Genomic DNA, 21,698 nt, shown 5'->3' with positions numbered 1-21,698 from the left:
TAAATAATTAATGTGCTAATACCTCTCTAATCCCTTGGCTGATTCTGTCTGCATTCGGAAGCCAGTCTTCTTCCACTGATGGCACCGGATAAGGTGTGTCAAAGGATGCTACCCTAAGAATTGGCGCCGACAGATGGAACAATGCCTTTTCGTTAATCATGGCGGAAATTTCGGCCCCTGGCCCGCCGGTTTTTACCGCTTCATGAACAATCAAAGCACGTCCAGTTTTTTGCACTGAAGCAATGATTGTTTCCTCATCAATCGGTGCAATCGTCCGCAGGTCGATCACCTCGATTGAAACAGACTCCTCCTCCCACTGTTCGACTACCTTACTAACAAGCGGGACGGTCTGCCCCCACGTAATCACCGTCAGGTCCTCGCCTTCTTTTACAACCCTGGCCTTGCCAATCTCAATCAAGTAGTCCTCTTCCGGCACCTCCTGCTTAAAGGCACGGTAAAGCTTCATTGGCTCCAAAAATAAAACAGGGTCATTATCGCGGATAGCTGCGGTTAACAGCCCTTTTGCATCGTAAGGAGAGCTAGGCATCACCACTTTCAGCCCCGGTGAATGCAAAAATAAACCTTCTAAACTATCAGAATGCAGCTCCGGAGTCTTGACTCCCCCGCCATACGGTGCTCGGACAACCATAGGCGCCCCCAGCACCCCGCCAGACCGGAAGCGGAGTCTAGCTGCCTGTGCTGCCATTTGATCCATCGTTTCATAAATAAACCCGAAGAACTGGATTTCCGCCACCGGCCGCAAGCCCCTTGCTGCCATGCCGACTGCCGTGCCGACGATAGCCGACTCCGCAATTGGCGTATCTACTACTCTATCTTCTCCAAAAATAGCCTGCAGGCCATCTGTTGCCCGGAACACACCGCCATTTTTCCCGATATCCTCACCCAGGCAGATAACCCGTGGGTCTCGTTCCATTTCCTTTTTCAAGGTAAAATTAATAGCCTCTATCATTGTCATTGCGGTCATTATTTCAAAACCCCCTCTGATGAAACAGATTGCTGCTGCTCAGTAAGCTGGCTCGTCTTTTTCTCGTAAACGATTTCAAAAATATCTTCTACTTTGCTTTTCGGAGTATCTGCAGCCAGTTCAAAGGCCTCTTTGACCTTTTGTTCCGCTAATTCAAATTCTCGCTGTTCCAGCACATCATTCCAGATTCCCTTTTCAACCAAAAATGCCTTTATTCGCTTGAGCGGATCCTTGGCAAGCCACTCTTCTACATCACTCTTATTCCGGTATTTTGTCGGATCGTCCGCTGTTGTATGCGGTCCCTGTCTGTATGTAACAGCTTCAATTAAAACAGGCTGTCCACTTCGTGCCCGTTCTAACGCCTGCTTCATAGTCGCATAAACCGCCAGGACATCGTTGCCATCTACCTGAATTCCGGTGATTCCATAGGCAATCGCCTTTTGGGCAATCGTCCCGCTTGCTGTTTGTTTTGATCTTGGAACACTGATGGCCCACTGGTTATTCTGAACGAAAAACACCATTGGAAGCTTGTAAACGCCGGCAAAATTGAGGGCCTCGTGGAAATCCCCTTCGGAGGTGCCGCCGTCACCGATATAGGTAACACTGACACTGTTTTCCCCTTGGTATTTACCTGCCCAAGCCCCGCCTACAGCATGAAGGCACTGCGCACCGATGATAATTTGTACTGGAAAAACATTTGCTCCTTCAGCATCAGTTCCCTTTAAATGCCCCATCGTATAAAGGAAAAAGTTTTTCATCGGGAACCCATGAACAAATAGCGCTGCCCCTTCCCGATAGCTTGGATAAATCCAATCCTGCTTCTCAAGTGCGAAAGCACTGCCAACTTGTGATGCTTCCTGCCCGCTTAACGGTGCATATGTACCAATTCTCCCCTGCCTCTGAAACTTTAAGGCTCTTTGGTCAAATACTCTTGCCTGTACCATCCATTTGTACATCGCAATTAACTCGTCATCACTTACCTCGGGCGCCCCGATCGTCAGCTTTCCGTTTTCATCCAAATACTGAACCCTGTTGACTGGCAATTCATTCGGTTCAATCCACATATAATTCCCTCCTTTTAAAAATCCCCCTAATTCCATCTGCTGGCATTTGCCCATGCTTGCGACTAGCATATATGCCCTATATATTTTTGTCAATATAGTTGTTAGAAGGTTCAGAAAATAAACTTATCTTTAAATAAGCAGAAGCACTGCTGTACTCCTGCCTAAATTGTTATTTATTTTGATTTAATTGTTTAATAAATTCCCTCATAAAGCCAGGCAGGTCTGGCCAGGCATGGCCGGAAACGAGATTTCCTTGAACATGGAGATGGTTTTGAATATAAGTCGCTCCTGCCGCTTCCACATCCGGTTTGCAGGCAATATAGGCAGTTAACTCGCGGCCTTCCATATACTGGCGTACAGTTGTTAGAACGAGACTAGCATGGCAAATGGCACCGACTGGTTTGTTTGCCTCAAAGAAATGGGCAACGATTCCCGGCACATTCTCATTTAAGCGAATATATTCCGGTGCCCTTCCTCCTGGAATAATCAGCCCGTCAAATTCCTCAGGATTTACATCCTCAAAAGCAGTTTGGGCTTCTATTAAGTATCCTTTGCTTTCCGTATAAGTATCCCAGCCGATAAAATCATGAACGACCGTCTGCAGCTTCTTTTTCGAAGGAGCTGCGATTTGCACTTCAAACCCTTCTTCCAAGCAGCGAAAATATGGATAATAGACCTCCAGCGCTTCTACAGCATCCCCTGCTAAAATCAGTACCTTTTTCGACATTGAAAATTCCTCCTCTCTAAAAATAGGGCCTTTGCCCTTTACTTATATATTCTGAATCTCAAATTCTATTTCCTTCCAATTCGATGTTTTTTAACAATTAAAAAGAGCAAGAGTTTGTTCACCTGCCCTGCTTTACACCTTTCCAACCATTCCCTTTCGCCGCCAATAAAAATAAAAAGCGCAGAATAGGATAAGTGCCAACAAAATAATGTAAATACTGTATTTAGATAAATATCTCTCAACCAAGATCCAGTCCTGCCCAAGTTTTTTTCCTAACGTAATGAATGTAAAAGTCCACAATAATGCACCGCTATAGGCATAAACGGTAAACTTTTTTAATGGATAACTGTTTATGGCGGCCACGTAAGCTACTAAGTGGCGGATTCCTGGAATAAAATAGCCGACCAATAAAAGAGGCGGGCCAAATTTTTCAAAAAGCCTTCTGGTTCGATTGATTTTGGTTTCAGTAATGTGTATTTTTGGACCATATTTCAATAACAGAGGAAGCCCGAATTTATATCCAATCAAGTAGCTTAGCGAAATTCCTCCTGCTGCACCGACGAAAGCGCAGATCAATGAGTTTAAGTAAACCATTTTTCCTTCATAGATGGTATAACCAACATAAGTTAAGAGAATCTCATCGGGTATTGGGAGCCCGATGATGCCGCCAATTAATGCGATAATGATGCCAAAATAGCCATAATGCATAAGCAGATAATCAATATGGTGCTCCACTCTCATCCCCTCCTATAGAAGGTAGATTTTAAAAAAATCAACATTCTTTATATTGATATTAAACCGCATAAATCATTCCTTTAGCAATTTCCTTTAATCACTTAATCAAACCCTGAATAGTTTTGCCAATATTTAGGGTACTCTATTTTTTAAAAAGAAGAAGGTGATGGATATGAACGTTTTCTACCATAATAGGCCATTATTTTTCAGGATATTACTTCTTTCCGTTACATTTGTGATGACTTTGTCCTTTACTCAATCTATTAATGGCCAAGAATTGAATCATATGAACTTACACTATGGTACGGACGTGAAGCAAACATTAGACATTTATGCACCAAGTGGTAAAGAGAGCATAAATCACCCGGTTATCATTTATGTTCATGGCGGCGGCTGGATGCGCGGTGATAAATCCAATGTATCGGATAAGCCTTCTTTTTTCACAAACAAGGGGTATGTATTCGTATCCGTTAATTATCGGCTCCATCCTCATGCAGCCTACCAAGACATGGCGAATGATATTTCCACCGCGGTAAAATGGGTTTACGACCGTGCTGACCAATATCATATTGATAAAACCCGGATTAATTTGATGGGTCACTCTGCAGGCGGTCATTTGGTCATGCTCATCGGTACAGACTATAGCTATTTACAGCATGCGGGGATACCAGCAAACACGGTACAATCCATTGTCGACCTAGATGGACCAATCGACTTAGTGAAGTTTCTCCCTAAAAATGAGCAATATAAAGAGGTTTTTGGACATGATCATCAAGCATGGGCAGAGGCATCCCCTGCTGCTAATGCAGGTAATCAACACTTGCCACCCATGTTGTTGGTTACCCAAAACAGAAATAATGTTTTCGATTTTATAGAAAAAACAAATAACGCCGGCAATACGGCAGATATGTTTGTAATTGATTCATTAACACATCGGGAGATTACTAAGCTGCTTGGTTCAAATAATAACTCGGCTGAAGCGATGAATTTGACTAAGGCAGTGGAGGATTTTCTGAAGAATTATAACTCAATGTAAGAGTGCTTTCGGATAAAAGGTAGGCTAAAGCTTACCTTTTCTTTGTTATTATTTACTCTTTTAGATATTGAGGCAGATGAATCGTCCCCACGTCTCAAAGATTTACATTGTCTTTACTTTAGATTTACATTCCCCTAATAAAGGATTAACAATTTGCAGGTATTCTTGAATGGGGGTGTATTATGAAAACGAAAGTACTTGTTGTCGATGATGAACAGTCTATTGTGACGCTTCTTCAATATAATCTGGAGCAGGCAGGTTTTGAAGTTATAACAGCGATGGATGGTGAAGAAGGAAAACTGTTAGCAGAACAGGAGTCTCCGGATATTATCGTTTTAGACGTAATGCTTCCAAAATTTGATGGAATGGATGTATGCAAACAGCTTCGTCTGGAAAACAACAAGACTCCTATTATCATGTTGACAGCAAAAGATGATGTATTCGATACAATCTTAGGGCTTGAGCTTGGCGCCGATGATTATATGGTAAAGCCATTCAGCCCGCGGGAAGTAATTGCCAGAGTAAAAGCGATCTTAAGAAGAATCCAGGCACAAGCGGAACAATCTTCCGAAAAGACTAATGAGGAGCGGCAGGAAATAGTAATAGGTAATCTAGTCATCCATCCTGAACGATATGAAGCCTACCTTCAGAAAAAACCGCTATATTTAACATTAAAGGAATTTGAATTGCTTCTATTTCTAGCCCAAAATAAGGGCCGGGTGTTAACCCGGGAACAGCTGCTCAGTGCTGTTTGGAATTATGACTTTGTAGGGGATACTAGAATTGTCGATGTAAACATCTCGCATTTACGAGAAAAAATAGAAGAGGATACAAAACGGCCAGTTTATATTAAAACGTTACGTGGACTGGGCTATAAACTTGAGGAGCATAAAGACGAATGACCATATTTAGGACAAGGGTAGTAATGGCATTAATTACCCTAATCAGCTTCGTATTAGTGGGTTTAGGAATATTGCTTGGCGAGCTGCTTAAAAGCTTCTATATAGAATCAATGAGCGATGGCCAAAAAATGAAAATCATATGGGGCATTGCCTTATTCCTTGTCATTGCCGTAGTGGTCATCATTTTTCTTGGAATAAGAATTACCTCAAAGTTTACAAAACCAATTGTTGAAGCAACAGATGTCGCTATTGAACTTGCCAAAGGAAATTACCGGGCAAGAACAAACGTAGATCGGCTGGACAAAATAGGTATGTTGGGCACATCCCTTAATAGACTTGCCCAAAACCTCCAAGAACTTGTTAAATCCCAAGAAATGCAACAGGAGCAGCTTAAGGTATTGATTGAAAATATGGGAGCGGGTTTGGTCCTAATTGATAGCAGGGGATACATTAATTTAATAAATAAAGGATTTATTGATATCTTTCAAGTAAGCCAAGCCGATTATTTAAATAAGCTTTATTACGAAGTCATCGATCAGGAAGAAATCCGTGATTTAGTGACCGAGGTTTTTCGGCTAGAACAAAAGGTCAGTAAACAATTACTCATTCCATTATTAATTGAAAGAAGATATTTTGTTGTATACGGCGTTCCCATTATTGGAACAAACCATGTTTGGAAAGGTGTTGTGCTCGTCTTTCATGATATTACAGAAATTAAAAAGCTCGAGCAAATGCGAAAAGACTTTGTGGCAAATGTTTCACACGAGTTAAAAACCCCGATTACCTCGATAAAAGGTTTTACTGAAACTCTCTTGGATGGTGCGATGAACAACCAAGGGACGTTAGAATCCTTCCTTTCCATTATTTTAAGGGAAAGTGAACGGCTCCAATCACTCGTACAAGACCTTTTAGATCTGTCAAAAATAGAGCAGCAAGGCTTCAGGTTAAACATACAGGAAATAGATTTATATAAGTTGCTTGAAGACGTCGTTACACTCCTTAAAGGGAAAGCAGAAGAAAAAAACATTAACCTAGAGCTTATTTGTCCAGAGGAACAAGTACAAATTAGTGCGGATTTAGATCGGCTAAAGCAAGTGTTTATCAATTTAATTGGCAATTCCATTACCTATACACCAAGCAATGGAAATGTAGGAGTAATCCTTCTGGATCACGGTGAATCTGTGCGTGTTCATGTTAAAGATACAGGCATAGGAATTAAAAAAGAAGAAATTCCCCGTATTTTCGAGCGGTTTTACCGTGTTGACCGTGCCAGAAGCCGGAACTCCGGCGGAACTGGGCTTGGCCTGGCCATCGTTAAACATTTAATCGAAGCCCATCATGGTCAAATCAGTGTAATAAGTACTCCTGGTGAAGGAAGCGAATTTATTATTGAACTAAAAAAATAATCGTTTTTTATTATTGCTGAAACAGTTCACTTTGCTGAACTGTTTTTTTCTATGGTTCCATTTGAGATAAGGTTTAACCTAATCTTTTCATTCCCTTTACAAAACTATAATACGTGCTTAACAAGTATTTTGTTTAATTGAATAGGAGAGTTTAACTTTTCTATTATACGAGGAGGGTCATACTAATGAAAAAGATGTACTTTGGAAAAAAATATCCTACTTTAGCTCTTGCTCTATCATTAACAGTTCCTGCCTTAACACCAGCTGCAGCTGCATCCAATGATCATGTAAAAATTGATTCTGTTAAGTTTAATGGAATGCCAGCACCTACTACTATTGATAAAATGGTAAAAACGTACACAGAAGCATCGGTAGATGTAAAATACAGCAATGGTGAAGTAAAGAACTTCCCGCTTACTTATCAGAAACTATTTAAATCTGAAGATAAAGTGGCTATCAATAAAGGCGAGCTGATTCCTGCTGGTACTCCGATTGATGTAAACGGAAATCCAATCATGGATACTAGTGTAGAAGGGCAGCAAACGTACTATGTATCCGATGCTCCCGATTCCAATAGTTTATTAAAGCCAATTGCTGGAAAGCAATATATGGTAACTCATTATGAATACCAAACGATTGATGCTGCTGGCAAATCCGCATACGGAATTGTTCCTGCATCTATGTCCCTGACAACTCTTGACCAAAATAATAAAACCGGTGAACTAACACAGAAACAGGTAAAGAAGATTGATTTTTCAAGCGTAAATGGTTTATGGATTCCTTGTAACGGTTCCCTTTCACCTTGGAATACCCATTTAGGTTCTGAGGAATATGAGCCGGATGCCCGCAGTTTTGAATTAGATTCAACATCCCCTGCCAGAACTCAAGTAGAAAGCTTTGCAAAGCTTTATTTCGGAGATGCTTCTAAAGCAAATCCATATTTCTATGGATTCATTCCTGAAATTACTGTAAACAAGGATGGTTCTACATCGGTCGAAAAACATTACAGTGCCGGACGTTTTTCGCACGAAATAATGAAGATGATGCCGGATAAGCGCACTGCCTTCTTCGGAGATGACGGATCCTATACGACGTTGTTTATGTATGTAGCAGATAAAACGAAGGATTTATCCGCTGGTACACTCTATGCAGCGAAATTCCACCAAACCGGTACTGAAAATGGCGGAGCAGGTGATTTGGAATGGATTAATCTTGGCCATTCAACGGATAAGGAAGTCAAAGCCATTATTGACAGCGGTGTTAAGTACAGTGATATTTTCGAAACATCTGATGTACCAAAAGAAGGCTTTAAAGCTGTTAAGCAATATTCATACGGGAAAACTGAATACTTGAAATTGAAACCTGGTATGGAAAAAGCTGCTGCGTTTCTAGAGTCCCGCCGTTATGCAGCAATGCTAGGAGCTACAACTGAGTTTAACAAAATGGAAGGCGTAACCCTAAACGAAAAGGACAAGAAAGTATACGTTGCGATTTCCGACCAAAGCAAAGGTATGGAGGCAAACTACACGGATCCGGCTGATGATATCCGTCTTCCAAAAATTAAATCTGGTGTTACCTATCAATTGGATTTAACAGCTGGACAAAAAGACAGTCAAGGCCAAAAGATAAACAGTGAGTATGTTGCGGCTAAAATGTCTGGGCTTATTGCCGGGAAGGACATGCCATCTGCAGATGCATATGGAAATACAGCAGATGTGAATTCAGTAGCCAATACAGATAATTTAAGTTATTCCGAAGCACTAAGAACATTGTTCATTGGTGAAGACAGCGGAATGCATACCAATAACTTCGTATGGGCCTATAATGTTGATACAAAGGAATTATCAAGAGTTTTATCAGTACCTGCAGGGGCTGAATCAACTGGTTTATTTGCAGCAGATAATCTAAAAGGACACTCATATATTATGAGCAATTTCCAACATCCTGGTGATGAATTAGATACGAAGAACATTACTGCCGTGGATAAAGCGGAATTAATAAAGGCAACGGAAAAAGAAATCGGTATTAATCGTACTGGTGGGGTTGGTTATATTTCCGGACTGCCTTCACTAGAAGATTTGAAAAAATGATTATGATTTATAAATAGTAAGGAATATTCTAAGGTTTAGACCCGGTAATCTATTGATTCCCGGGTTTTTTTACATAGTTAGATAACAACAACACACGCCAAAACTATTATTTTGTAGATAAACAATGTATTAATAGCGGTAATTAAAGAAGGACTACTAGGGATTTTGTTTCTCTGTTATCTGTGTATTCTTACTTCTCAGTAATGCCCGTTTATCCTTTGCCATTTCCTTTTCATTGCCAATCTGCCCCCCTTACAGTTACAGCAATCCTGAAAGCGATGAATGTAAGGGTGTTGATTGGTTTCATGCAGAGCATTGTTCTATGCGGAATGGAATGGAATCTCATTACCGCTTAAAAGTATTAAACTTTATGGTAGGCATAAAGGATTCACCAAGGCGAGGAACACCTCGGACCTATTTTTTATCCCCTTCTAGGTGAAGCCAGCTAATATATACAAAAGCATTGTTTGGGAAGTCTAATGGGTTCCGTTTTGAGGTGCTTTTCTAAATGCGTGCCAAAATGACAGTCGTATTGGCATCGTTATTGGTATTTGAAAAAGTAAAACTCTCTATAGTAATTGGCGAGTTTCATTATTAAGAATACAATTACCTTATTTATAAAAAATCTCACCTACTTGTGAAGCGGTTCACCGTAATGCATCAAAATGAGGTTCTTTTGGATTTTTGAGATAAAACACACTTCCTTTCCAATAAGATGTCTTTTTCCTTAATCGAGTAATCAGCAAAAGTAAAATAAGCGGGGATTTTTCGGTTGATTGCAGAATGGAGCTCGTTTTGGGGTTAATAAGGGGAGAACTTCCGATTATGCAAAGAAAACCTCCCATTTTCGATCTTTTCGAGTCAATAGGGGGAATCTCTCCGTCTCTATTTAAGCCTTTTTTATAATAGTTACTCATTAAGCGGAATTTTTCCGTCTATTTATCAGCTCGGGTACTTAACCCGATCCCCCACCGATAAGTGCGGACCCGCTTGATCCTAGATGCGGGAATCGGCAGCTTTTTATCGACTTATAGATCATTAAATAGATAAAAAGAGGTAAATGCTTGCGCACTTACCTTTTTTATCTACATTATAGATTTTTTTGTTTTCCTTCAGCGTCACGTTCTACTTTCATTTTCGTAACAGGAAGGTAACCTTGTTCTTTTAATAAAGTGGTTTGAACATCGTCACTCATTAGGTAGTCAAGGAATGCTTTGGCGATTTCAGTTGGCTCACCTTTAGTATAAGAGTGCTGGTATGCCCACACTGGGAATTTGCCAGATTGTACGTTTTCTGCAGTTGCTTCAACACCATCGATTGCAAGAGGAGTTACAGTGTCATCAGTGAAGTAAGAGAATGCAAGGTAACCAATAGCGCCGTCTGTTTCGTTAATAATCTTTTTAACCGTGTTTGAAGAATCCTCAGTCACGCCTTCTGCAGGAGTTGCGCCGTCAAGAGCAAACTTATTGAAAATGGCACGAGTACCTGAAGAGTCAGGACGGTTTACAAGAACGATTTTTTGATCTTCGCCGCCAAGTTCTTTCCAGTTTGTGATTTTACCAGTGAATACTTTAATTAAGTCATCTTTTTTAATATCTTTAATTCCAACATTAGGGTTAACAGCAGCAGTCATTCCTACAACAGCTACTTTATGGTCTTTAAGTTCGCTTGCTTGATCAGGAATTTTTTCTTCAGCAAATACATCCGAGTTACCAATTTGAACTGATCCTTCAGAAACTTGTGATAAGCCTGTACCAGAACCGCCCGCATTTACTTGAATATCAACCTTAGGATTTTCAGCCATAAATTCTTCTGCTGCCGCTGCTACTAATGGCTGCATGGCAGATGAACCAGAGATAACTAATGAACCTGAAAGTTCTTTCTTTTCCTCAGTTTTAGGTGTTTCTTTGCCAGTATTCCCCTCTGTCTTTTCTGTAGAAGCCACGCCCCCACATGCCGCCATGAATACCATTAATGCAGCAAATAATGTAAGAAGGCTTAGTTTTTTCAAGCTTTTCATTGAATTGGTTCCTCCTCAGGAAGTTTGATTATATTTATTTGCCTTACACATATTAAGATAGGACATTAGTATTAATCCAGTATAAATAGAATGTAAAAGTTATGTAAAAAATGGAGGGCGGTGTTCTTCTGTGTTCGAAATCCATCCCCATTTTCAACATGCTATGGCATAAAAAAAGACGACTCTTTTGCTTCAAAAACTGAAGCAAAAGAGCCGTCCCCATTCCCTACTCCACTGTTACCGACTTCGCGAGGTTGCGCGGTTTGTCGACGTCGCAGTCACGGTGAAGGGCTGCGTAGTAGGCAAGGATTTGTAATGGTATGACAGAGATAAGTGGTGTTAATAATTCGTGCACTTCCGGAATGACGAAGCTATCATCATCCATGTTGAGACCGTTCATTGAGATAATGCATGGGTTGGCGCCGCGGGCCACAACTTCCTTCACATTGCCGCGAATGCTTAAATTCACGCTTTCCTGTGTCGCAAGAGCAACGACCGGAGTACCTTCTTCGATTAAGGCAATCGTTCCATGCTTTAATTCTCCGCCGGCGAAGCCTTCTGCTTGAATATAGGAAATTTCCTTAAGCTTTAAGGCACCTTCTAGGCCGACATAAAAGTCGATTCCACGGCCAATGAAGAACGCATTCCGTGTAACTGAGAAAAACTCACGGGCAATCACTTCAAGTATTTCTTTTGAATCACATAGAACATCCATCGCATTTGCAACCAAGCCTAGCTCATGAATCAGGTCAAAGCCAACTTCTAAACCACGGCTCTTCGCTGTTACTTCAGCTAAAATTGCCAAAACAGCAAGCTGGGCTGTGTATGCCTTCGTAGATGCTACGGCGATTTCCGGGCCGGCATGCAACAATAAAGTATAATCTGCTTCACGTGATAATGTCGAACCAGGCACATTCGTAATCGTCAACGCTGGGTAGCCCATTTCTTTTACCTGAACCAACACGGCACGGCTGTCGGCAGTCTCACCGCTTTGTGAAATAAACACAAACAATGGCTTTTCAGATAAAAGCGGCATATTGTAGCCAAATTCACTGGAGATATGAACCTCGACCGGAATCTTAGCCATTTTTTCAATGAACTGCTTACCCACAAGTCCAGCATGATATGAAGTCCCTGCGGCAATGATATAAACTCGGTCCGCAGCATTTACAGCATCAATGATGTCGCGGTCAATCATAAGCTTGCCCTGCTCATCTTGATAATGTTGAATGATTTTACGAATAACAGCAGGCTGCTCATCAATTTCTTTCAACATATAGTGAGGGTATGTTCCCTTTTCAATATCGCTGGCATCAAGCTCGGCTGTGTATGGCGCACGGCTGATGACTTCTCCATCTAAGTTTTGAATGGTCACATCACTTTTTGTTACAATGACAATTTCCTTATCCATTAATTCAACAAACTGATCGGTTACTTGAAGCATTGCCATCGCATCGCTTGCGACCACATTGAAGCCGTCCCCTAGGCCGACAAGCAGCGGGCTCTTATTTTTTGCTACATAAATGATGTTGTTGTCTTCTGCATCCAAAAGCGCTAGAGCATACGAGCCATGCAAAAGTGCCAATGTTTTGCGGAAAGCCTCTAATACGCTCAGACCTTCATTCGCAAACTTCTCGACAAGCTGCACAATGACTTCTGTATCGGTTTCACTTTTGAAAGAAATATCCGCTAAATATTCGCGCTTTAGCAGATCATAGTTTTCGATGACGCCGTTGTGAACAAGCGTAAAGCGGCCGGATGCGCTTTGATGCGGGTGGGAATTCCCCCTGCTTGGAACCCCGTGTGTTGCCCAACGTGTATGGCCGATTCCCACGTGTGCCAATACATTTTCATCGACAATGCTGCGAAGGTCGGCGATGCGTCCTTTTTCCTTAAAAATTTGAATCCCGTCTTCGTTTTTAACAGCTATACCCGCTGAATCATAGCCTCTATATTCAAGCTTTTCTAAACCTTTTAGCAAAATTTCTTTCGAATCTAGATTTCCAATATATCCAACAATTCCGCACATATTTATTCTTTTCCTCCCTGATATAGGGGGCAAGAAGCTTTGGAGGCGTACCTGCCCCCTTATCTCTGTTTTTTTATAGGTATCTGTCTATACCTTTTTCAACATTATCTTAGTATGTGCATTTTCTCCCCTTTGTGCACCGAGTTGCCTCCGTGTTTTAAGGAAGAAATTGACGGTTGTGCATTTCAACCGGGAGGTATCCGCCGAACATTTCGATAATCCTCCACCTCGTCAACTAGCCAAACCCTCTTTCGGCTAGTTCTGGCGCTTTTGTAGAACAACTTTCCTGCCGCTGCCCCCCTTCCAATAACATTGCTTTTAGTAAACAAAGCAAGTTAATAGTACATGATACACATTGGTTCGTCAACTTAAAACTTTATGGCAAAATTTAAATCATACATAATAAAATATGCATAAGGGCTTAATAGGTTCCCTTATGCATATAACGACTTTTATTCTTCGTTTAAACCCATTTCTGCTTTAACAACAGAAGCAATGCGGTTTACATATTCTTCACAAAGCTCTTCTGAAGATGCTTCTGCCATCACGCGGACAAGCGGTTCTGTTCCTGACGGCCGGACAAGGATACGACCGTTTCCAGCCATTTCGCTTTCCACCTGTTCAATAATTTCTTTAACCTTTTCATTATCGGTTACATGGTGTTTATCTGTAACCCTGATATTGACAAGTTTTTGCGGGTACTTTTTCATTTCTGCCGCGAGTTCGGAAAGCTTCTTCTTAGTTGCTTTCATAATATTCACCAACTGCAGGCCTGTTAATAACCCATCACCAGTCGTATTATAGTCAAGGAAAATAATATGACCGGATTGCTCACCGCCGAGGTTATAGTTATTTTTCTTCATTTCCTCAACAACATAGCGGTCGCCCACTGCCGTAGGAACACTTTGAATGGCTTGACTTTCAACTGCTTTATAAAAACCAAGGTTGCTCATGACGGTTGAAACAATGGTATTATGCTTTAATCGGCCCTGTTCCTTTAGGTATTTTCCACAAATATAAAGGATATGGTCCCCATCAACGATGTTCCCATTTTCATCAATCGCAATTAAGCGGTCGCCGTCTCCGTCAAAGGCCAAACCAACATCTGCCCCTTTTTCCTTTACTAAAGCAGCCAGCGCTTCCGGATGTGTTGAACCTACGCCCGCATTAATATTTAAGCCATTGGGAGCTGCTCCCATCGTTGACAAATCCGCATCCAAATCTGCAAATAAGTGCATCGCAAGCGACGAGGTTGCCCCGTGGGCACAGTCCAATGCCACATGGATTCCGGAGAAGTCTTCATCCACCGTATTCTTTAAATATTGCAGGTATTTTTGGCCGCCTTCGAAATAGTCCATGACAAGACCAAGGTCGGCACCTGTCGGCCGCGGCAGCTGGTCCTCTGGCAGGTCCATTAAATCTTCAATTTCCAATTCCTGCTCATCAGAAAGCTTAAAACCGTCCGGACCGAAAAATTTAATCCCGTTATCTGCAACCGGATTATGAGAGGCAGAAATCATGACACCTGCCTGTGCTCCTAAAGCTTTAGTCAAATAGGCAACACCTGGTGTAGAAATAACACCAAGGCGCATGACTTCTGCTCCAATCGAAAGCAACCCGGCAACAAGCGCGCCTTCTAGCATATGCCCGGAAATCCGAGTATCACGTCCAATTAAAACCTTTGGACGGGCATGTTCCTTTGTCAACACATATCCGCCAAACCGGCCTAGTTTAAAGGCCAGCTCCGGAGTTAATTCGCTGTTTGCGACTCCACGTACTCCGTCGGTTCCAAAATATTTTCCCATTTCTTTATCCGCTCCTTCTATATCTATTGCTCCAAATTAAGCATTGTTTGTTATTGTTATTTTTGCTGTAGATTTATCAGGCTTATAATTAACATTCGGCGGGCCGTCAACATGAATATTCACTTCATGATTTCCTTCCGGAAGGCTGGAGAGATCAACATATGCGTTAAAATCATCCGGCCCTAGACCGCTTAAGGCAGTGCTTGGCCCATTTACGATTAAATTAATCACCTTGTTTCCCGGGTCGGTAATGTCCGCTATCAAATTGGGCCCCAAGCCTTTAATCTTAAGCGGAATTCCAGATACGGTTGTTTCCGCCTGCTTGCTAACCTTTACAGTGGCTTTTACCATTTGCGGGGTTACCTTTGAGATGCCATTTGAAATAATAACAGGCAAATCCAATGTCGTATTATCATTTATTTTACTAACATCCACTTCTACCCTGACATTCTCGGTATTTCTTAATATATCTTCATCACCCGTAATAACAGCCTCCGCTGTATCTAGGTCAATAGATTCTATTGTCACGCCGGATGGCGGAGAACCTTTTCTAACTATATTGATAGGTACCGTTTTTGCTGTTTCTTTGATTGGGAGTGTAACCTTAACTGTTTCCGGTTCCACCGTTACATCCAGTTTATTTAAATCCTTATCAAGAACCTGAATCCGAGCCGTTTTTGTCGTGGTTTCCTTCAGCTTTTCTTTTTCCTCAAGGACGGCCTTAACAAACGTAATTCGGTCGATTTCACTTTTAGCTCCTGTAATTTTTACTTTTTTCGGTTCCACTACTGGGGTTCCAGCAGCATATCCATCTTCTACTTGGCCCGGGTTAAACTCTGCCTCTACCTTAAATTCCTTTGTTATTTTTTCTTGTATAGTTACATAAACGGAGTTCGGCTTAATAGAAGCCTGCAATTTATCGGATAAATCCTTAACCTTCAGCTTCACCTTCTGCCGTCCTATTTTGGCATTGGTTAAATCCACATAAACCTCGAAGTTTCTTAATGCCTTGGCCGATTGAATATGGGTGATCGGCCCTTTGAGGCCTACATCGACTGTATATGGTATTCCCGTAACAACTAGATTTTCAGTATCATAATAAATCTTTACTGGAATATCTTTTATGGTCTCACTCGTTTTCTCTCCAGGCACATATACTTCTTTGCCGGCATGTGGAACCGAGGAGTATAACAAAACCGCCAATAAAAGTGCCAAGATTTTTATAAACCATCGAGTATCCATTAATTTATCCATTGCTTTTTCCCCTCCAGTTCCAACGAGCTGAAGAAGCTTGTTTTGTTTTGTGCTGATCCATCAGTTCATTTGTTAGTAATTCGCGAAATTCATCCGCTTTTAAATCACGGTGCAATTCGCCATTTTTGGTAAGCGAAATGGCGCCTGTTTCCTCTGATACGACAACCGTGATACTGTCCGTCACTTCGCTTATTCCTAAAGCCGCCCTATGCCGTGTTCCCAATTCTTTTGAAATAAAGGGGCTTTCCGATAAAGGCAGATAACACGCAGCTGCCGCCACATTATTTCTTTGGATAATGACTGCGCCGTCATGAAGCGGTGTATTCGGAATGAAGATATTGATTAGCAATTCGGAAGAAATTCTTGAATTTAATCCAATTCCGGTTTCTATGTAATCGCTCATCCCCGTTTCTCTTTCAATCGAAATTAGGGCTCCAATCCTCCGTTTCGCCATGTAATCTGTTGCTTTAATAATGGCTTCCACTGTTTTCTCCTGATCCTCATCTTCAGGATTATTTGACCTCGAAAAAAATCGGCCTCTTCCCAACTGTTCAAGGGCCCTTCTAAGCTCTGGCTGGAAAATAATGATAATGGCCAGAAATCCGTAGGTAATGACCTGCTCCATCATCCAACTCAAGGTGGTCAGCCCGAAAAAGTCACTGGCGACTTTCACAAGCAGAATAACAAAAATTCCTTTTAAAAGCTGAACCGCTTTGGTTCCTTTAATAATATTAATTAATTTATAAATGACATACCAGACAAGGACAATATCAATCGTACTCGATATATACTTCCAGAATGTCCAATCGGCAAACGGCATGGTTTTTCCTCCGTAAATTTGCTAGTAAAACAATATAACCAATATATTATATCACAAACTAAACTTGTACTTATTATATGTTACTGTTTAAAAAAAACAAATCACTCGATTTTGAGTGATTTGTTATTTATTTAGTTTCCGTCCGGTCAAAAACACCTACTACTTCTTTGGCTGTATTTTTCATCTGATACCAGATCCAATCAAACACTTCATTTACCACTTCAATATCGCCCGTAACATGGCCTGCAGAAGCAAGGTACTTTTCTCCATTGATGACGGTCGCATCTCCCTGGATTTCCCCCTCTATTCTGAGTGTTCCATTTCGGACAACAACGTCACCCTTGACGACTTCTCCCTTAGGGACAATGACCGTATTGTTTTTGACAATTAAATTTCGTTGTTTAGTCACAGAGAACTCCCGCTCATGATTCCAGGTTGACATCAGGCTGCCACCCATTAAGACAACAAATAGGGATGCAGCAGTCAAAATTGGGTGATTCTTAAACCAGCGTGTCATTAGTACCTTCTTCTTTTCCTTCGGCAGACGTGCCAAAACATTAGCTGTAAAATTGGCTGGTGCCTGCATATTTGAAACGCTTTTGACAAAAGCGATCGTTTTCTTCAGTTCGTTAAAAATCGTTTCACAGTCTTTGCAGTTTTGGAGGTGTAATCGTAGAACCTTCTCCTTCTCTGAATCAATTTCTTCGTCCAAGTATTCGTGCATGAGTTCGATGATATGGTCTGGACACATTTTTGTTTCACCTCTTTTTTTACACATACCTTAATTGTTGTTTTAGCGCTTCCCGTCCGCGGTGAATTCTTGTTTTGACCGTTCCAACCGGCAGGTCGAGAATTTCACTTATTTCATTTAAAGACAAATCCTCCATATATTTTAATACGATGGCTGACCGATATTTTTCAGGGAGTTTTAAAATTTCCTTTTGAACCGTCTCTTGCAGTTCCATGCTTTCTAATTCCTTTTCCGGCAGTTCGGTGTTAGATGGAATCTGCGAATACATCGACAGCCCTTCCGTTCCGGCCACCTCTGCATCTAAATAATGGTCCGGTTTCTTTTTACGCATCCGGTCGATACAAAGATTGGTGGCAATTCGAAAAAGCCACGTGGAGAACTTTAAATCTTGGTTAAAGGATTTTATATTCACATAGGCGCGGATGAAAGCTTCCTGTGCTGCATCCTCAGCCTCATGCCGGTTCCCAAGCATTCGAAAACAAAGCTGAAAAACACTGTTTTTATATATTTCAACAATTTCCCCAAATGCGTCTTGGTCGCCTTTAATGACTTGTTTTATTCTCTTTTTTACTATAGCTTCCATTAAATTACCTCAGCTCCAATGCTGCTACCCGATATACGTATCGTTAGCAAAAAGGTTTCGTTTTAGGTAAAAAAAGTTCTCAATATCTATAATTTTAACAAAAAATTACTAAAAATTGCTAAAAGAATTCATAGAGGTATTAATAGTAATGTTACATTGGAATTATGAACGTTTTGTGGAGGAATGATAAATGAATTGTAAAAATTCGTTCTTGCGTTATGAAAAAAGCAGCAGCTACCGGGGGTAGCTGCTGCTGCACCATTTTTAAAGAAGTTTTTCACCGAATAACGATCCCATCAATCCGACAGCGATGGAGGCGGTTTTATTTTTTTCGTCGAGAATTGGATTTACCTCAACAAATTCTGCGGAGGTAACTAATTTTGACTCCTCAAGCATTTCCATAGCAAGATGACTTTCGCGGTAGCTGATTCCACCCATTACTGGTGTCCCTACGCCTGGGCATTCGCTTGGATCTAGACCATCGAGGTCAAGAGATAAGTGGACACCATCTGTTCTTTCTTTGAGATAAGCGATTGTTTCTTCCATTACCTTTGCCATTCCCAGACGGTCAATTTCGTGCATGGTGTAAACCTTGATGCCTCTTTCTTTAATTAAAATCCGTTCTCCTTCATCAAGGGAGCGTGCTCCGATAATGACGACATTCTCAGGTTTCACCTTTGGTGCATAGCCGCCGATATTTGTTAATAATGGGTGGCCTAAGCCAATGCTGACTGCAAGAGGCATACCATGGATATTTCCGGATGGGCTTGTTTCAGCCGTATTTAGGTCACCGTGGGCATCGTACCAGATGACACCCAGGTTTTGATAATGCTTGGCCACACCGGCTAATGTGCCGATGGCAATGCTGTGATCGCCGCCAAGAACAAGCGGGAACCAGCCTTCATTAACGGCTTCGTCAACCTTTTCTGCAAGTAGAGCATTTTTTTCTGCAACCAGGTCTAAGTTTCTTAGATTGGATTCTTTATCGACGACAACCTCTGGTCTTCCAATTGGAATATCTCCCATGTCGTGAATTTCTGAAAATAGCGGCTTTAGGCGTTCGTTGATACCAGCATATCGAATGGCACTTGGTCCCATATCAACCCCGCGGCGCATTTGCCCAAGGTCCATTGGCATTCCAATAATCGAAAGTTTCTTTTTCATTATGTCTCCTCCTAATTGTCTATGCCTCTATTTTAACCGCTTTCATAATGATGACTCAACTCGACAGAAATTTGTATATATATGCGCTGGACGGGGCGGTGAGAGGTGCGGGTGGTGGAACCCTTTATAGAAAATTGGTTGAATAAAAAAGGGGGAACCTTTCTTTAAAATTGGCCTATTAGACAATTCAAGTACGATTGACGGTGGAATGTCCTCTAGACGGCTTCTATTGGACCAGTTCAAGTCCTGATTGATGGCAAAATGACCTTTACACGGCTTCTATTGGACAGTTCAGGATCTATTCGATAGAAAAATGTTCTTTAGACAGCTTCTATTTGACAATTTGAACCCCGATTAGAAGCGCAATGTCCTTTTTAACTGCTTTTATTGGACAATTTAGGCCGTGGTGATACTGAAATGTCCTTTAGGCAGCCCCTATTAGACAGTTCAAGCGCTAGTCGATGGAGAAATGTCTTTTAGACAAGTTATATGGAGAAAATAAAAAACCCGAGGATACAATATCCTCGGGTTTTTCGTAAGAGTTATGAGCCATGAAGGACTCGAACCTTCGACCCTCTGATTAAAAGTCAGATGCTCTACCAACTGAGCTAATGGCTCACTACAATGGCTGGGCTAGCAGGATTCGAACCTACGAATGACGGAGTCAAAGTCCGTTGCCTTACCGCTTGGCTATAGCCCAATAATGTGATACTTCTAGCTTGTCCAAATATCGAAAAGATATAAATGGTGGAGGGGGACGGATTCGAACCGCCGAACCCTGAGGGAGCGGATTTACAGTCCGCCGCGTTTAGCCACTTCGCTACCCCTCCACAAAAAGTGGTGCCGGCTAAAGGACTTGAACCCTCAACCTACTGATTACAAGTCAGTTGCTCTACCAATTGAGCTAAGCCGGCGTAATAATATGGTGGAGGATGACGGGATCGAACCGCCGACCCTCTGCTTGTAAGGCAGATGCTCTCCCAGCTGAGCTAATCCTCCAATAAGTGGTGACCCCTACGGGATTCGAACCCGTGTTACCGCCGTGAAAGGGCGGTGTCTTAACCGCTTGACCAAGGGGCCATATTATATAATAAAAATCAGGTAAGCTTCCAAGCGGGCTCGAACCGCTGACCTCTTCCTTACCATGGAAGTGCTCTACCTACTGAGCTATGGAAGCACAGCTATCTTTGTTGATAAAAATAAAATGGCTCCGCAGGTAGGACTCGAACCTACGACCGATCGGTTAACAGCCGATAGCTCTACCACTGAGCTACTGCGGAATAATGAAATGCCTGGCAGCGTCCTACTCTCACAGGGGCTTTCGCCCCAACTACCATCGGCGCTGAGAAGCTTAACTTCCGTGTTCGGGATGGGAACGGGTGTGACCTTCTCGCCATTGCCGCCAGACCATATATCAGACACTTTTTTATTATAATGCCTTTTTAATATTTTTCAAGAGGAAATTTCAAATTTTTTCATTCCCTCAAAACTAGATAATACAGAAGAAGTATGATAAGAACGAGTTCGCCAAATTACATTGTTCATTGTCTAGCTCCAGCGTCCAGCAACTAGTGTCCTTCGGTCTTTTCCCTACGATAAGTCAACATCGATTCGCTTGCGCTCATCGTGTTTCCTTTAGCTAATCAGAATTTATTACTAAATTCTGAACGCATAAGTTCAACTACGCCTCTGTCTGCGCCTAACGGCTTGCCAATCGGCGAGTTTACACTTATCTCAGTCAAAGCCCTCCAGGCCATACGTTGCTAACCGGCCGCTTCCGCTTTTCGATTTGGTTAAGTCCTCGATCGATTAGTATCAGTCAGCTCCACACGTCACCGCGCTTCCACCTCTGACCTATCAACCTGATCATCTTTCAGGGATCTTACTAGCTTGACGCTATGGGAAATCTCATCTCGAGGGGGGCTTCATGCTTAGATGCTTTCAGCACTTATCCCGTCCGCACATAGCTACCCAGCGATGCCTTTGGCAAGACAACTGGTACACCAGCGGTGCGTCCATCCCGGTCCTCTCGTACTAAGGACAGCTCCTCTCAAATTTCCTGCGCCCACGACGGATAGGGACCGAACTGTCTCACGACGTTCTGAACCCAGCTCGCGTACCGCTTTAATGGGCGAACAGCCCAACCCTTGGGACCGACTACAGCCCCAGGATGCGATGAGCCGACATCGAGGTGCCAAACCTCCCCGTCGATGTGGACTCTTGGGGGAGATAAGCCTGTTATCCCCAGGGTAGCTTTTATCCGTTGAGCGATGGCCCTTCCATGCGGAACCACCGGATCACTAAGCCCGACTTTCGTCCCTGCTCGA

General features: G+C 42.1%; 16 protein-coding genes, 8 tRNA genes and 2 rRNA genes (1 of these 26 cut by a window edge). 4 read left to right on the top strand and 22 right to left on the bottom strand.

The features are described 5' to 3' along the window. Positions 1-7: 7 nt before the first annotated feature. The 4 genes from ACZ5AE_RS01115 to ACZ5AE_RS01100 all read right to left on the bottom strand — a co-directional run bounded on the left by ACZ5AE_RS01115 (position 8) and on the right by ACZ5AE_RS01100 (position 3,511). A complete protein-coding gene (locus ACZ5AE_RS01115) occupies positions 8-985 on the bottom strand; it encodes an alpha-ketoacid dehydrogenase subunit beta (protein ID WP_464568693.1) in 978 nt (325 codons plus the stop codon). Continuing rightward, a complete protein-coding gene (gene pdhA, locus ACZ5AE_RS01110; RefSeq protein ID WP_464568691.1) occupies positions 985-2,049 on the bottom strand; it encodes a pyruvate dehydrogenase (acetyl-transferring) E1 component subunit alpha in 1,065 nt (354 codons plus the stop codon). The genes ACZ5AE_RS01115 and pdhA overlap by 1 nt, the downstream gene beginning before the upstream one ends. Positions 2,050-2,218: 169 nt before the next feature. Further along, positions 2,219-2,776 (bottom strand): DJ-1/PfpI family protein, encoded by a 558-nt coding sequence (locus ACZ5AE_RS01105; protein WP_464568689.1) that lies wholly within the window; start codon positions 2,774-2,776, stop codon positions 2,219-2,221. A 132-nt stretch (positions 2,777-2,908) separates the two neighbouring features. After that, entirely contained in the window at positions 2,909-3,511 is a 603-nt protein-coding gene (locus ACZ5AE_RS01100) for a DedA family protein (RefSeq protein WP_464568687.1), read from the bottom strand. A 172-nt stretch (positions 3,512-3,683) separates the two neighbouring features. Between ACZ5AE_RS01100 and ACZ5AE_RS01095 the strand changes: the two genes are divergently transcribed. The 4 genes from ACZ5AE_RS01095 (at position 3,684) to ACZ5AE_RS01080 (ending at position 8,945) form a co-directional block, all read left to right on the top strand. Next, positions 3,684-4,547: an alpha/beta hydrolase gene (locus ACZ5AE_RS01095; RefSeq protein WP_464568685.1), complete on the top strand. Its 864-nt coding sequence runs from the start codon at positions 3,684-3,686 to the stop codon at positions 4,545-4,547. 182 nt (positions 4,548-4,729) lie between these two features. Then, positions 4,730-5,449: a response regulator gene (locus ACZ5AE_RS01090; RefSeq protein WP_464568683.1), complete on the top strand. Its 720-nt coding sequence runs from the start codon at positions 4,730-4,732 to the stop codon at positions 5,447-5,449. Next, a complete protein-coding gene (gene pnpS, locus ACZ5AE_RS01085; RefSeq protein ID WP_464568679.1) occupies positions 5,446-6,855 on the top strand; it encodes a two-component system histidine kinase PnpS in 1,410 nt (469 codons plus the stop codon). The genes ACZ5AE_RS01090 and pnpS overlap by 4 nt, the downstream gene beginning before the upstream one ends. A gap of 185 nt (positions 6,856-7,040) precedes the next feature. Next, positions 7,041-8,945 carry a PhoX family protein gene (locus ACZ5AE_RS01080; protein WP_464568675.1) on the top strand — a complete coding sequence of 635 codons (1,905 nt, stop codon included), beginning with the start codon at positions 7,041-7,043 and terminating at the stop codon, positions 8,943-8,945. Positions 8,946-10,035: 1,090 nt separating this feature from the next. Here the strand turns inward: ACZ5AE_RS01080 and ACZ5AE_RS01075 are convergent. The 18 genes from ACZ5AE_RS01075 to ACZ5AE_RS00990 all read right to left on the bottom strand — a co-directional run. Beyond that, the gene (locus ACZ5AE_RS01075) at positions 10,036-10,965 is read right to left on the bottom strand and encodes a phosphate ABC transporter substrate-binding protein (RefSeq protein WP_464568671.1); all 930 of its coding nucleotides are present in this window, start codon (positions 10,963-10,965) and stop codon (positions 10,036-10,038) included. Between the two features lie 226 nt (positions 10,966-11,191). Next, complete coding sequence (gene glmS / locus ACZ5AE_RS01070; RefSeq protein WP_464568669.1) at positions 11,192-12,994, bottom strand: glutamine--fructose-6-phosphate transaminase (isomerizing); 1,803 nt, start codon at positions 12,992-12,994, stop codon at positions 11,192-11,194. Positions 12,995-13,446: 452 nt separating this feature from the next. After that, positions 13,447-14,799: a phosphoglucosamine mutase gene (glmM, locus tag ACZ5AE_RS01065; protein WP_464568667.1), complete on the bottom strand. Its 1,353-nt coding sequence runs from the start codon at positions 14,797-14,799 to the stop codon at positions 13,447-13,449. 36 nt (positions 14,800-14,835) lie between these two features. Beyond that, positions 14,836-16,053 (bottom strand): CdaR family protein, encoded by a 1,218-nt coding sequence (locus tag ACZ5AE_RS01060; RefSeq protein WP_464568665.1) that lies wholly within the window; start codon positions 16,051-16,053, stop codon positions 14,836-14,838. Beyond that, positions 16,046-16,873, bottom strand: a complete 828-nt coding sequence (gene cdaA, locus ACZ5AE_RS01055) for a diadenylate cyclase CdaA (RefSeq protein WP_464568663.1) — start codon at positions 16,871-16,873, stop codon at positions 16,046-16,048. Before cdaA ends, ACZ5AE_RS01060 begins: the two co-directional genes overlap by 8 nt. A gap of 127 nt (positions 16,874-17,000) precedes the next feature. Further along, a complete protein-coding gene (locus ACZ5AE_RS01050) occupies positions 17,001-17,651 on the bottom strand; it encodes a zf-HC2 domain-containing protein (RefSeq protein ID WP_464568661.1) in 651 nt (216 codons plus the stop codon). Further along, positions 17,644-18,207, bottom strand: a complete 564-nt coding sequence (gene sigW / locus ACZ5AE_RS01045; RefSeq protein ID WP_213120988.1) for an RNA polymerase sigma factor SigW — start codon at positions 18,205-18,207, stop codon at positions 17,644-17,646. Before sigW ends, ACZ5AE_RS01050 begins: the two co-directional genes overlap by 8 nt. 264 nt (positions 18,208-18,471) lie before the next feature. After that, positions 18,472-19,371, bottom strand: coding sequence for an arginase (gene rocF, locus ACZ5AE_RS01040; RefSeq protein ID WP_464568659.1), 900 nt, complete (start codon positions 19,369-19,371; stop codon positions 18,472-18,474). 545 nt (positions 19,372-19,916) lie between these two features. After that, positions 19,917-19,989 (bottom strand) — tRNA-Lys (locus tag ACZ5AE_RS01035). A gap of 7 nt (positions 19,990-19,996) precedes the next feature. After that, positions 19,997-20,071, bottom strand: a tRNA-Gln gene (locus ACZ5AE_RS01030). 45 nt (positions 20,072-20,116) lie between these two features. Further along, positions 20,117-20,201 (bottom strand) — tRNA-Tyr (locus ACZ5AE_RS01025). Positions 20,202-20,209: 8 nt separating this feature from the next. After that, positions 20,210-20,285 (bottom strand) — tRNA-Thr (locus tag ACZ5AE_RS01020). A 9-nt stretch (positions 20,286-20,294) separates the two neighbouring features. Continuing rightward, a tRNA-Val gene (locus ACZ5AE_RS01015) sits at positions 20,295-20,370 on the bottom strand. 6 nt (positions 20,371-20,376) lie between these two features. Beyond that, positions 20,377-20,451, bottom strand: a tRNA-Glu gene (locus ACZ5AE_RS01010). 24 nt (positions 20,452-20,475) lie between these two features. Further along, positions 20,476-20,548, bottom strand: a tRNA-Thr gene (locus ACZ5AE_RS01005). Positions 20,549-20,576: 28 nt separating this feature from the next. Next, a tRNA-Asn gene (locus ACZ5AE_RS01000) sits at positions 20,577-20,651 on the bottom strand. Between the two features lie 10 nt (positions 20,652-20,661). Beyond that, positions 20,662-20,778, bottom strand: a 5S ribosomal RNA gene (gene rrf / locus ACZ5AE_RS00995). A 382-nt stretch (positions 20,779-21,160) separates the two neighbouring features. Beyond that, a 23S ribosomal RNA gene (locus tag ACZ5AE_RS00990) occupies positions 21,161-21,698 on the bottom strand (it continues 2,398 nt past the right edge of the window).

It is taken from the genome of Neobacillus sp. S1227 (assembly GCF_055385255.1).
The sequence above is the reverse complement of the archived record's forward strand: the minus strand, read 5'-3'. Positions and strand labels throughout refer to the sequence as shown.